This window comes from Lacrimispora sp., assembly GCF_032078915.1.
In the GTDB taxonomy this organism is placed as follows: Bacteria; Bacillota; Clostridia; order Lachnospirales; family Lachnospiraceae; genus Lacrimispora.
This window is the reverse complement of sequence record NZ_DAMAUN010000031.1, coordinates 19,570-31,526: the sequence shown is the minus strand read 5'-3', so window position 1 is coordinate 31,526 and position 11,957 is coordinate 19,570. Positions and strand designations below refer to the sequence as shown.

Here is an 11,957-nt window from a genome sequence, read left to right as displayed (position 1 = left end):
CCTCCTTATTGCTGTTCTATAACTCCAATATATGGTAAATTCCTGTATATCTGATCGTAGTCAAGGCCATATCCAATGATAAATTGATCCGGAACGGTAAAACAGGTATATTTCACCTTTACCTGATCCTTCACCCGGCGCTCCGGTTTATCAAGAAGGGTACACAGCTCAATGCTGTTTGGATTTCTCTGCTTTAATACCTCAATCAGATAGGCCAGGGTATTGCCGGAATCAATGATATCCTCCACGATCAATACATCCTTCCCTTCAATGGGATCATCAAGGTCTTTGGTGATCTTAACGATTCCGCTGGACACCGTTCCGGCGCCGTAACTGGATACGGACATGAAATCCATGGTAAGAGGCAGATTGATCCGTTTTGAAAGCTCACAGGTAAAGAAAACACCACCTTTTAAAATACAAATCAAATGAAGTGGTTTTCCCTCATAATCTCTGCTGATCTCTTCTGCTATTTCTTTTACCCTTGCCGCTACTTCTTCCTCTGATAACAATATACGTATCTTATCATCCATTGTTTTTCCTCCGTCTAACTGCATTTGTATTACTGTACGGGTATCATCTGTTATCTTATAATATTCACTGATCCGGTATCCGATTACCCAGAGGACATGGGAACCATCCGCTACCAGCGGTATTTTTTCCCGTTCCTCTTTCGGTATCTTCTCATGAATCATAAATTCCTTGACGGTCTTTCTGCCGCCTCCGGCCAGTGTCATGTAATCCCCGGTTTTTCGATACCTAACAGACAGCGCACACTTGATTTTATCATAATCAAACCATTTCGTATACCCGTTTTTGGGAATTTCCTGACCTTTTTTGTAGGGAAAGATCTTAAAATCCAGTTCTGGAAGAAAAACAGCCTTTTCCTTATCCACCAATCCTTCCTGTCTTTTCCTTTTTATCCACAATTCATCAAAAATACGCACAGCAATAAGCCCGCAGGGCAGATCCACCTGCCTGCCGGAAGAACCAAAAAGAAGCGCTGCTGCGCTTTCCACGTGAGTCATCGTAATATCCTTCATGGATTCATTGACAGACCGGATCATGATCCGGACCACATAGTTCTTTATAATATCATCTTCCGCCAAAAGAGCCTTAGCATCAACTCCCCGCGCCGTTATTGTTCCGGCCTCATCCGTTTCTTCGGCTCCCCAGGCCATTAATACGCCTTCTGCCTGCTTCTCCAGATACGCATCTGCCTGTGCAGCCATCTCTCCCGCATGAAGGATGTTTTCCCCTGCCCGCCTGTTGACTTCTTCTCTGATCTCCGGCAAAATCCGGCTTCTGATGCGATTCCTCACATAATCCGTCTGGGCATTGGTAGAGTCCTCACAATAAGATATCCCTTTTTCCGCCAGATATGCAAGAATTTCCTCCCTTCCAACAGACAGCAGCGGGCGGACAATTTTATCCCGCACCGGGCGCATTCCTCCAAGCCCTTTTAACCCGGTTCCCCGGAACAGGTTATAAAGAATAGTCTCGGCCTGATCATCCCTGTGATGGGCCACCGCTATTTTTGTCCCTGAAAAGTCAAGGCGCTCCTTCTCAAAGATCTGGTAACGCAAATGCCTTCCTGCCTCTTCCACTGACATACCATGTTCCCTGGCATAACGGGCTGCATCCACCCGGACACAGGCAAAAGGCACTCCCAGCGTTTCTGAAAGCTTACCAGCGTAATCGCTGTCTCTGTCTGCCTCTTTCCCCCTTAAGCCATGATGGACATGAACCGCCTTTAATTCCAGCCCCAGCACTTCCTTAAGCTCGTTTAAGACTACAAGAAGACAGACCGAATCGGCTCCTCCGGAAAGCGCCACAATGACGCGGTCCCCCGGAGAAAACAGCCGGTTCCGTCTGATATAATCTAATATCGTTCTGTACATTCAGCCACCTTCCTTAGTTGATTTTCTCCCCTCTATATTATAAATATACCCACAAAACATGTCTGTTGCAATTATTATTTTCTTTTCCATATTCCTGCAGTGAGAACTGTCATATCATCCGCAGCCTTGTCGCTGAAGGATCTTGCGAACAGGAGAATCCTGTCAGCCATATCCTGAGGATTTTTTACTGGCATTCCGGCAATGAATTCCTGCAGCATCAGTTCCTTTTCGTCTGCCGGAAGAGCGTCTAACACTCCGTCGCTCACCATGATGATCCGGTTATCATCCCAAAGCTTTTTAGACAGGAGAACCGGCTCCACCGGATTCAGGATTCCCATGGGTACCTCACCTGCTTCCAAAAGCTCTACTCCCTTTTCACTGATAATATAGGTGGCTGCCGCTCCCAGCTTCATGGCCTCCATGATCCCGGTTTTTAAATCAATGCAGCATAAATCCAGGGTGGCCGGATGCTGGGAGATCCCGGTGAGAAGCAGGACCGTATTGACCATTTTAAGGGCCGCCCTGGTGGAAAATCCGGCCTCAAGAAGCCTTTGAGTCAGCTCAATGACCTGCCTGCTTTCCTCTTCGGCCACTCTGCCGCTTCCCATGCCGTCTGACAGGCTCATGATGACCTGTCCCGGCTGGACTTGTCCAAAGGTATAATTGTCTCCGGATACCTCTTCTCCGCTTTTGACTGCTTTGGCTACACCATAAATGACCCGGTACTCTCCCTTTTCAACAAACCGTATGGTATCGGCCTGCTTGGTCACCAGATTCCTGCCGTCAGGGGCCACCGTCCATTCCCCTTCCTCTATGGCATTTTCCAGGATCTCCGCAGCTTCCTTTACCGTCACACACCGGCCGTTCAAGGTCCTCATGGTCAGAAATGCTTCCCTCTGATGATTCTCGTATTCTAAAATGAGCATCTTCTCAATGATAATATGGTTGCGGCGGAAAGCCCGCTTTATTTCTTCTTCCCAATCCGGAGTTATGTCAATAGAATGTTCCACCTGATGAGAAAACTCCTCTAAAATCACAGCCAGTTCTTTAAATTGTACGATAACCGCGTCGCGGCTTTCTAAAAAACGGTTCTTCCATGCCAGATTCATGGTGGCTCTTCCAAGCCCCCGGTTCAGCTGGACCATGTAGTCATCCTTCCTTTTACAGGTTTCCAGAAAAAAACGGGGCATGTCCCCGTAGTCCACACTCCCTTTTTGTTCAAATGCACGAACCAGATATTGCAGATAATATTGATTGTCCTGTTCTTTCCCGGAATACACAATGCATTTGTTGCAGCCTGCGCATACCATAGCCGCCGCCGTTTCAAGGGCCGCAATGCCGTCTTCCTTTGTAAGTCCCTGTTCTGCTGACAAATCATCTGTACAAGCTTTGGCAAGCTCTCCCAAGGAGCTGGCCATGTCGTTTAATCTTTTTGCCGTATATACATTCACATCAGCCATATCATGATGTGCCGCCTTACGTCTGAACACAAAAATCCCTCCTGCCTGTATCATGCTTTAAACCATATTATGAAAACAAGTTTTCATAATCGGATGGATGGTGCAAAAGCAGCACCTTTTATGAGAAACTAAAATACAGTTTCTCATAAACCACATTATATACAGGCAGAAGGAAAATATTTGTCAAAACAGCTGACTCATGATCTAAAATCGTACGACAGCATTCCCCTTTATTGTCCAAGCCCTTTGGATAGGGCCCGCCCCGCTTTATGAGGCGCAGAGGGATGGCACTACTGCCTTCGCGACGGCTTAAGTAAAATCTCGTCAGGATTAACAAGTCCCAGCTTCTGCTTTGCGACTTCTTCAATATATTGTTTGGTCTGGACATAAACCCGGTATTCCTCTAATTTTTGAGACCGTTCTTCTTCCTTGTCCACCTGGGCCTGAAGATTCTCCAGACGAAGCTCATATTCCCGCTCCTTCTCTTTTAACGTGACTCCCTTAATGGTAACAATCACAGCAAGGCTGAATACGACAAAGGTAATGCCGATGATCGTCATTCGATTGCCCCACCTATCTTTTCTCTTTCGTCTTGATTTTCCCATTTTGTCCATACGATCACCAATCACCTTTAATGCCGGTTCTTTCTTCGGTTACAACCATCCACCTTTATTTTAAGATATTTTCGGAAATGTTTCAAGAGTTTTATGAAATGTCTGCTTACTATTTTATCATATAAAAACATTCCTATAAATACTCCAGCAACGGCGTACCCTCTTAATCCTCCGTCATTCTGTTCATACAGCAGAGAAAACGTGACTAAGGACGCATAAATCCAGTATATCATGTCCTCTATTCCTATAAATACATAGGAATGAGGAATAAAAATACGGAATATGCGTAGCAGGTCATATGTTATCATAAGCCCTGCGCCTGTTAAAAAGCTGTAGAGCAGAAGTTTTACTTCGTATACGATATGAACGCTCATATGACTCCTTCTGGGCATAATTTTCTTAGCAAAGCGCCGGCTGGGCTTAGAAAAACAGCCGTTCGATGAACCACCAGGCGAATCGAACTCCCTTTTTTTATTTAAACAGCCTGGAAATCATGGATTCCCCTGACCTGCGCAGAGCTTCATTGGAGGAATAGGTAAGACTTTCAATATTGCCGTTTAAATCCACTTCCCCTTTTTCAAGAGTCAGGCGGCTGACGTGGAGCCCCTTTCCCTTTAAAGTCAAAAGTCCCATGTCCGTATCAAGAACTACCTGGTTTTCATCAAAGGACACCACTTCCCGTATTCCTGTCATCATACCGGAACCCCTGTTTTCTATTGTGAGCCTGTGAGGACGGATATTCACCTTTTCTTCCATACAAAAACCTCCTAATATACCTGTCTAAAGTATATTAGGAGGCACGCTCCAATATTACTGAAATTTATCGTACGTATCGAAACTGTGAACTAGAGATAACGATAAAGCTCTTTCGCTTCATCCTTTTTAACCGTTTCCGCTACATCAAGAACCTCAACCTTTACAGAGCTAGTCCCAAAATGGATCTCTATGATGTCGCCTTCCTTAATGTTTAAGGAAGCTTTCGCAGGCTTTCCGCCTACAAGCACCCGGCCTGCGTCACAGGCTTCGTTCGCTACGGTTCTTCTCTTGATCAGACGAGAAACTTTAAGAAACTTATCCAGTCTCATGGATTAAGCGTTCACCATATCCTTTAAAGCCTTTCCAGCTTTAAATTTTGGTGTTTTGGAAGCAGGGATGTTCATAACTTCGCCGCTCTTTGGATTTCTTCCCTCTCTTGCCGCTCTTTCAGATACCTCAAATGTACCAAAACCAACTAACTGGATCTTCTCGCCTTTAACCAGTTCTTCAGATATTACATCTGTTAAAGCTTTAACTGCCTTCTCTGCATCCTTTTTGGACAGCTCTGCTTTTTCTGCGACTGCTGCGATTAACTCTGCTTTGTTCATTGATATCTTCCTCCTAGAATGTAGCACCAGGCTACGATTTTTCGCATAACACGATTACTATATCATTTATAGCTGTTTCTCCCGTTTTTGTCAAGGTTTTTCGCACTTTTGTAAGGCTTTCTCCTGCTTTTTTATTGCCTCCCAAAGCGCTTGTCCCTCCAGCTGCAAACCTGCATTTTCTCCGCCAAAAACATGAGGGTGTCTGCGTATCATTTTTTTACAGATTCCGTTTACCACATCATCCGTGGAAAAGTCTCCCCGTTCCTTTGCAATCTGGCTGTAAAGCATCACCAGAAACAGGATATCTCCCAGTTCCTCGCAAAGGTTTTCCATATCCTCATGATCGATGGCATTAAGAACCTCCCCGCTTTCCTCTTTAAGGCATTTTTTCAGACTCTCATAGGTCTGCTCCCTGTCCCAGGAACAGCCTTTTTCGGATCGCAGTTTATTTGTAATATTTACTAAATCTTCAAAAGTATACATGATCAGCCTCCTTTTGCCGTTATTATATCATGACACGGCAGTCCATGGGATCATGCTTTTTTTAATTCTGAAGATTTTCTGACAATTGTTTCTCCCCCCTGTTAAAAAAGTGCCTGTTCTTATATAATAAGAGAGATTATTTAAGGAAGTTCGATTTGCCTTCGGCTCATCAAACGGACAATCTTCATGAAATAACTATACAAATGAAAACGGAGGTAACCATGAAAAATTTCAGCATATGGAAAAAAATAGCAGCTTGCGTGTTATTTTTAAACATTGTATTTACCGCATTCACCACGGAGCTCTTAACACCCAGTGTTTCAGCAGGGGAGCTGACGATGCGGAGCATGGGCTTTGGACCGGCCCTTAATATCGGACCGGGAAGCAAAATTTTTAACGGCGGCAGCTTATCCCTGCTTTCCGATTATGACAACCGGCAGATGCTTTCCATGATTTTACAGGACAAGAACGGAACCCTTGTGGTCATTGACGGCGGTTGGGACATTGATGCGGCCCATTTAACGGAAGTGCTGCGTTCTAAGGGCGGGCATGTATCCGGATGGTTTATTACCCATCCTCATTCAGACCATATAGGGGCACTTGTTTCGATTCTGAATAACCCGGACAGCCAGATCACCATTGATAATGTCTATTATTCCCTGGCGGACTTATCCTGGTATGAAAAGGTTGAGCCTTCCCGGAACAGTATGGTGAACAGTCTGATATCTGCCCTTGCAACACTTCCCGCCGAAAAGCTGCACACCGTACAGAAGGATCAGGAGATCCAGTTAGGCCAGATAAAAGCAAAGGTTTTAAACAATCCTTATCTTCTGGATGTCACCTCCGTAAATAACAGCTCCGTTGCTTATAAATTTTTCTTAAATGACGTAAGCATCCTGGTGCTGGGTGATATGGGACCCGATGCCGGTGAACTCCTGGCTGCAGAACGAAGCGCAGAAGATTTAAAAAGCGATATTGTTCAGATGTCCCACCACGGCCAGTACGGTGTTAACCAGAATGTATATTCCATCATTAAACCTCAAATCGCCCTCTGGCCCTGTCCGCTCTGGCTGTGGAATAACGACAACGGCGGCGGAATCGGCAGCGGGGACTGGAAAACACTTGAAACCAGGAAATGGATGGAAGAGCTGGGAGTAAAGGTAAATTATTGCATCAAAGACGGAGACCAGATCATCTATTAACCGGTTTCCGTCTAAAAAAGAAACGGCTGATGCCGTTTCTTTTTTTGTCATTACCTCTTTTACTGTCCGTGCCTCCGGACGGAGAAGTATGTTTAAAGACATACCCCTCCTGGATTATGGCATAAGCGTCCGGTTAATTTCCCCCGGGACCATCCCGCCTTGGCCGTTCTGATTCCGGTAATGGTTCAACGTAGAATCCATCTTTGTATGGTTCCGTATCAATTTCCGGGATATCGCCATCGTTATAATCATCTTCCTCAGGTACAAAAACCTTCATTTCTATTCACCTCCTGATTCATGTATGCTTGTCAGCGGCATAACTAGCCTTCCATCTGGCGGCCTAAAAATCCGGCTGCTGTTGTAGCCAGCTTTGTCTCCATATCTCCAAAACGTGCTCTGGGTTCTCTGCTCAATAAAGCTACCGCTCCAATTGCATCACCCTCACAGATAATAGGAGCCACCACTTGAGCCGTTATCCCTTCCAGTGTTTCCCCTGACAGAGGAATAAAGCTCTTGTCATCCTTTCCGGATACCACGACCGTGCGTTCATTGATAAGATTCTCCAGTTGCTTGCTGATGGTTTTCTGCAGAAGTTCCTTTTTAGATCCTCCTGCCACAGCGATGATCTGATCTCTGTCGCTGATACATACGGTAAGTCCGGTAGTTTGAGCCATGGCTTCTGCATATTGAGAAGCAAAAGCAGTAAGTTCTACCATCGGAGAATATTTCTTTAAAATGATTTCTCCTTCCCTGTCTGTAAATATCTCAAGCGGAGTCCCTTCTCGTAACCGGAGCGTCCTTCTGATTTCTTTCGGTATAACTACACGTCCCAGGTCGTCAATTCGTCTTACAATACCAGTTGCTTTCATAATTAAAATTCCTCCATCTTGTGCGTTTTTATATCACTGATATTATTTTGCTACGAAAGCAACAGATTATACTTAAGTCTGCCATTTTTCCCAAAATTTAAAATCAGGGCCGACTTGTTAAAAAAAAGTCGAACCCTGATTTTTTAATCAGACTTAGTAAATTGCTTGAAGAAGCCGGGGTTTTCCCAGTTTAGAAGTCACCCTGTCTGACATGGCGTATCACTTGCTTTGAGGATGACAAATATCCCTCATGGGCTGCCTTTGCAGCCGCATTATCTGGAACGGGGGTTACAAAATGGTTTTCAAAAGAACCATATTTTTGAATTGTCAATTCATTTGAAACTCTCTGTAGAAGATACATACCTAAAACGTCCATAGCTACCACCTTTCTCCGGAACATTAATGGGAACAAAGAAAGCATCTGGGACAAAAGCCCTTCTTCTACTATTATTATATCACAAATAAGACAAAAATCAACCAGATCAACGGTATTTTAGAAGTCAATTTTCACTTTTTTTCATTCTTTTCTGACAATTCCAACATTTGCTTTAATATCACCTCTGCCTGGCTGATCATGGCATCGGTGGACTGATTTTTCTTTCTGTCAAGATACGTAAGCCTTGGTTCTTCTCCCATCTGGAACTTTAAATCCCCGCGGTACTGATCAATGATCTTCGGAATGCCCTCTACCTTAAGCCTTGCATTCTTATACATGGTCAGGCGGACCTCCTGGCGGTTGATATTAACCTCTGTCACATAGGCGCTGTGGGCCAGAGCCTTTAAGCCCGCCACCTTAAGCAGGTTATCAACCGGCTTTGGAATGTCACCGAAACGATCCATCAGCTCATCCTGCATATCCATATATTCTTCTTCATTCTCAATGCTGGAGATCCGCTTGTAAATATCAAGTTTCTGATATTCGTTCTTAATATAGGAAGTGGGGATGTATGCATCAATGTCACAGTCCACCACGGTTTCATAGCTTTCTTCTTCCTTCCTCTGTCCCTTAAGCTCTAAAACCGCCTGATTTAAGAGCTTACAGTAAAGGTCATACCCTACCGCTTCCATGTGTCCGTGCTGTTCCGCTCCCAGAACATTTCCTGCTCCCCGGATCTCTAAATCCCGCATGGCGATCTTGATCCCGGAGCCCAGCTCTGTAAATTCACGGATGGCCTGAAGACGTTTTTCTGCCTCCTCCTTCAGCAGCTTATCCCGCTTATACATTAGAAATGCATAGGAAGTCCGGCTGGAACGGCCTACGCGTCCACGAAGCTGATATAGCTGGGAAAGGCCCATGCGGTCCGCGTCCTGGATGATCATGGTGTTGGCATTGGCAATATCAAGTCCGGTCTCAATGATGGTGGTGCAGACCAGGACATCGATTTCCCCGTTAACAAAATCAAACATGATCCGCTCCAGTTCATGCTCGTGCATCTGCCCATGGGCAAAGGTTACTGCCGCCTCTGGAACCAGGCTTGCAATGTGGCTTGCCACCTCGTCGATGTTGCTTACCCGGTTGTATACATAATAAACCTGTCCTCCGCGGGAAAGCTCCCGGTGAATGGCCTCCCGCACCATTTCATCGTTATGCTCCATGACATAGGTCTGTATGGGCATACGGTCTACGGGAGGCTCCTCCAGCACGCTCATGTCACGGATTCCAACCAGACTCATGTGGAGAGTCCTTGGAATGGGAGTGGCCGTTAAGGTCAGAACATCAACATTTTCTTTCAGCTGCTTGATCTTTTCTTTATGGGCTACGCCGAAACGCTGTTCCTCATCAATAATAAGAAGGCCCAGATCCTTAAACTGCACATCCTTTGATAAGACCCTGTGGGTCCCGATCACAATATCCACCAGTCCCCGTTTTAAATCCTCCAGGGTCTTTTTCATCTGCCCCGGAGTCCGGAAACGGGACATTAAATCCACCCTGACAGGGAAATCCTTCATACGCTGGGCAAATGTATTATAGTGCTGCTGGGCAAGGATGGTTGTCGGAACCAGGTAGACGACCTGTTTTCCGTCCTGTGCCGCTTTGAATGCAGCCCTGAGGGCGATTTCCGTCTTTCCGTAACCAACGTCCCCGCAGATCAGACGGTCCATGATCTTTCTGCTCTCCATATCCGTCTTGGTCGCCTCTATGGCATCCCACTGATCCTCAGTTTCCTCATAAGGAAACATCTCTTCAAATTCCTTCTGCCAGACCGTATCCTCTCCGTACTGAAATCCATGGGTCTGCTGCCTGGTCGCATAAAGCTGCACCAGTTCCTTAGCAATCTCTTTTACCGCGCCTTTTACCCTGGTCTTAGTCTTGTTCCACTGGTCCCCTCCCAGCCGGTTCAGTTTAGGTTTTTTCGCCTCGGCTCCGGCATATTTCTGGATTCCGTCAAGCCTTGTCGCAGGAAGATATAAATTCCCGTTGTCCGCATATTCTACCTTTAAATAATCCTTGATGACTCCATCCTGCTCGATTTTTTCGATTCCCCGGTAAATACCAAGACCATGTTCCTCATGGACCACGTAATCTCCGATGGAAAGATCGGAAAAGTTTTGAATCTTGGTTCCTTCATAGGTGGTCTTTTTCCGTTTCCGCTTCTTTTTTTCCACGCCAAACATATCGCCTTCCGTTATGACGATAAATTTTATCATGGAATATTCAAAGCCCCGGTGGAGGTTTCCAAAGGTGACCAGAATCTCCCCTGGCTTTACCTCCTGACCCTCTCCCCCATCATCAGGACAGTAGGCCCGTAAATCATACTCTCTTAGATCTCCTGCCAGACGGCTGGCCCTGGTCCTGGACGCGGACAAAAGGATTACCCGGTATCCTTCCTTTTTCCATCTGGTTAAATCCTTTATTAAAAGCTCAAACCCATTCTGATAGGTATTTACATTCTTCACCTGGAAGCTATAGCGGTTTTTTACTGTAAAACCGGAAAGCTTCTGCTCTAGGCCGGTCAAATAAACCGTTGTCTTTGTCTGGACCCTGGCCAGCATCTCTTTTGCCGTATAAAGAAGGCCGGTCTGTCCCGGAAGGAGGTAACCGTTTTCCAGGCGGTGTATCATGCTTTCCCTGAACTCCATCTCAACGGTTTCCCCTTTTTCCTTAAGCCGTTCCGGCTCATCCAGGAAAAGTACGGAATTTTCCCCACGGAAATACTCCAGAAAAGACACGCTCTCCTGGCAGAAGTAATGGATATAGCCGTCCAGCCCATGCTGCCGGAACCCTTCCTTAAGTCCTTCCAAAAATTCGGATACAATGGAACGGATCCTGGCGGATTCCTGGATTTTTGACTGTGCCCTTAAATCCTTCTCGTATTTTTTTAATTCCTTTTCAAGGGCTTCGATTCCCTCCTGGATCTGCCTCCCTGTCAGAGCCATCTCCGTGGCAGGATAGATCCGTATGCTCTCTAACTGTTCAATGGATCTCTGGCTTTCAATATCAAAGGTTCTGATGGAGTCAACCTCATCATCCCACAATTCAATACGCACCGGCAGCTCCTCGGTTAAAGGGAATACGTCAATGATCCCGCCCCTGATGGAGAACTGCCCCATGCCATCCACCTGGGCCATACGTTCATATCCCAGCTCTGTAAGACGTTTTTTCCATTTTTCCACATCAATGGTCTGACCGCCTTCCACAGACAGCACCTGTTCCTTAAGATACTCAAGCGGAAGAAGGTGGTCCATAAGCCCGTCAAAGGTCGTGACAACCCACCCGGAGGATTTCTCCATTAAATGACGGAACACGGTCATTCGCTGCTTGGTCAGTAAGTTTCCGTGAATATCCGCGCTGAAAAACAGAAGATCCCTGGCCGGATACAGCCAAACATCAGGATCAAAGAAGCGCAGGTCCTCATAGATCTCCCTGGCTCTGGTGTCATCATAAGTGACCACCAGCCTTAAGCCTTCCTGTTTTGCCGATTCATACATCAGATGAACCTTTTGGGAATCCAGACAGCCGCTGGCCATGACAGGTCCGGCTCTTTTTAACAGATCACCGGAAAGGTCCTCATAATCCTTTAATTCCCTCAATGGTTTTTCAAATAGATCACTCATGAAATCTC

General features: G+C 45.8%; 13 protein-coding genes and 1 pseudogene. 1 reads left to right on the top strand and 13 read right to left on the bottom strand.

Annotated features, from left to right (window positions below; all coding sequences use genetic code 11):
- Positions 1–5: 5 nt before the first annotated feature.
- From hpt to RT269_RS13635, 9 genes and pseudogenes are all read right to left on the bottom strand, one after another.
- The gene (gene hpt, locus RT269_RS30235) at positions 6–533 is read right to left on the bottom strand and encodes a hypoxanthine phosphoribosyltransferase (protein ID WP_313183406.1); all 528 of its coding nucleotides are present in this window, start codon (positions 531–533) and stop codon (positions 6–8) included.
- Positions 534–578: 45 nt separating this feature from the next.
- A pseudogene (tilS, locus tag RT269_RS13670) lies at positions 579–1,901 on the bottom strand (tRNA lysidine(34) synthetase TilS); the annotation flags it as partial.
- A gap of 74 nt (positions 1,902–1,975) precedes the next feature.
- A complete protein-coding gene (locus tag RT269_RS13665; protein ID WP_331664157.1) occupies positions 1,976–3,391 on the bottom strand; it encodes a SpoIIE family protein phosphatase in 1,416 nt (471 codons plus the stop codon).
- Positions 3,392–3,651: 260 nt separating this feature from the next.
- Positions 3,652–3,975, bottom strand: coding sequence for a septum formation initiator family protein (locus tag RT269_RS13660; protein WP_025230360.1), 324 nt, complete (start codon positions 3,973–3,975; stop codon positions 3,652–3,654).
- A 17-nt stretch (positions 3,976–3,992) separates the two neighbouring features.
- Positions 3,993–4,349, bottom strand: coding sequence for a spore cortex biosynthesis protein YabQ (yabQ, locus tag RT269_RS13655; RefSeq protein ID WP_313183375.1), 357 nt, complete (start codon positions 4,347–4,349; stop codon positions 3,993–3,995).
- Between the two features lie 97 nt (positions 4,350–4,446).
- A complete protein-coding gene (gene yabP, locus RT269_RS13650) occupies positions 4,447–4,731 on the bottom strand; it encodes a sporulation protein YabP (RefSeq protein ID WP_054738199.1) in 285 nt (94 codons plus the stop codon).
- A gap of 89 nt (positions 4,732–4,820) precedes the next feature.
- A complete protein-coding gene (locus RT269_RS13645; protein ID WP_100306882.1) occupies positions 4,821–5,060 on the bottom strand; it encodes an RNA-binding S4 domain-containing protein in 240 nt (79 codons plus the stop codon).
- 3 nt (positions 5,061–5,063) lie between these two features.
- Positions 5,064–5,366, bottom strand: coding sequence for an HU family DNA-binding protein (locus RT269_RS13640; RefSeq protein WP_268875600.1), 303 nt, complete (start codon positions 5,364–5,366; stop codon positions 5,064–5,066).
- A 63-nt stretch (positions 5,367–5,429) separates the two neighbouring features.
- Positions 5,430–5,822: a MazG nucleotide pyrophosphohydrolase domain-containing protein gene (locus tag RT269_RS13635; RefSeq protein WP_313183373.1), complete on the bottom strand. Its 393-nt coding sequence runs from the start codon at positions 5,820–5,822 to the stop codon at positions 5,430–5,432.
- 221 nt (positions 5,823–6,043) lie between these two features.
- Between RT269_RS13635 and RT269_RS13630 the strand changes: the two genes are divergently transcribed.
- The gene (locus RT269_RS13630; RefSeq protein WP_313183371.1) at positions 6,044–7,024 is read left to right on the top strand and encodes a ComEC/Rec2 family competence protein; all 981 of its coding nucleotides are present in this window, start codon (positions 6,044–6,046) and stop codon (positions 7,022–7,024) included.
- Between the two features lie 133 nt (positions 7,025–7,157).
- On the opposite strand, the gene RT269_RS13625 is transcribed toward RT269_RS13630, so the two are convergent.
- From RT269_RS13625 to mfd, 4 genes are all read right to left on the bottom strand, one after another.
- Positions 7,158–7,301: an AE-binding protein gene (locus RT269_RS13625; protein ID WP_100306879.1), complete on the bottom strand. Its 144-nt coding sequence runs from the start codon at positions 7,299–7,301 to the stop codon at positions 7,158–7,160.
- Positions 7,302–7,344: 43 nt separating this feature from the next.
- Positions 7,345–7,893 carry a stage V sporulation protein T gene (spoVT, locus tag RT269_RS13620; protein WP_312426211.1) on the bottom strand — a complete coding sequence of 183 codons (549 nt, stop codon included), beginning with the start codon at positions 7,891–7,893 and terminating at the stop codon, positions 7,345–7,347.
- A gap of 190 nt (positions 7,894–8,083) precedes the next feature.
- On the bottom strand, positions 8,084–8,269 hold the full coding sequence (locus RT269_RS13615; protein WP_313183369.1) for a hypothetical protein: 186 nt from the start codon (positions 8,267–8,269) through the stop codon (positions 8,084–8,086).
- Positions 8,270–8,400: 131 nt separating this feature from the next.
- Complete coding sequence (mfd, locus tag RT269_RS13610) at positions 8,401–11,949, bottom strand: transcription-repair coupling factor (RefSeq protein ID WP_313183367.1); 3,549 nt, start codon at positions 11,947–11,949, stop codon at positions 8,401–8,403.
- Positions 11,950–11,957 lie beyond the last annotated feature (8 nt).

Coding starts and splice junctions, on each gene's coding strand:
- hpt (WP_313183406.1), bottom strand. CDS start 533: ATGGATGATAAGATACGTATATTGTTATCAGAGGAAGAAGTAGCGGCA.
- RT269_RS13660 (WP_025230360.1), bottom strand. CDS start 3,975: ATGGACAAAATGGGAAAATCAAGACGAAAGAGAAAAGATAGGTGGGGC.
- yabQ (WP_313183375.1), bottom strand. CDS start 4,349: ATGAGCGTTCATATCGTATACGAAGTAAAACTTCTGCTCTACAGCTTT.
- yabP (WP_054738199.1), bottom strand. CDS start 4,731: ATGGAAGAAAAGGTGAATATCCGTCCTCACAGGCTCACAATAGAAAAC.
- RT269_RS13645 (WP_100306882.1), bottom strand. CDS start 5,060: ATGAGACTGGATAAGTTTCTTAAAGTTTCTCGTCTGATCAAGAGAAGA.
- RT269_RS13635 (WP_313183373.1), bottom strand. CDS start 5,822: ATGTATACTTTTGAAGATTTAGTAAATATTACAAATAAACTGCGATCC.
- RT269_RS13630 (WP_313183371.1), top strand. CDS start 6,044: ATGAAAAATTTCAGCATATGGAAAAAAATAGCAGCTTGCGTGTTATTT.
- RT269_RS13625 (WP_100306879.1), bottom strand. CDS start 7,301: ATGAAGGTTTTTGTACCTGAGGAAGATGATTATAACGATGGCGATATC.
- spoVT (WP_312426211.1), bottom strand. CDS start 7,893: ATGAAAGCAACTGGTATTGTAAGACGAATTGACGACCTGGGACGTGTA.
- RT269_RS13615 (WP_313183369.1), bottom strand. CDS start 8,269: ATGGACGTTTTAGGTATGTATCTTCTACAGAGAGTTTCAAATGAATTG.
- mfd (WP_313183367.1), bottom strand. CDS start 11,949: ATGAGTGATCTATTTGAAAAACCATTGAGGGAATTAAAGGATTATGAG.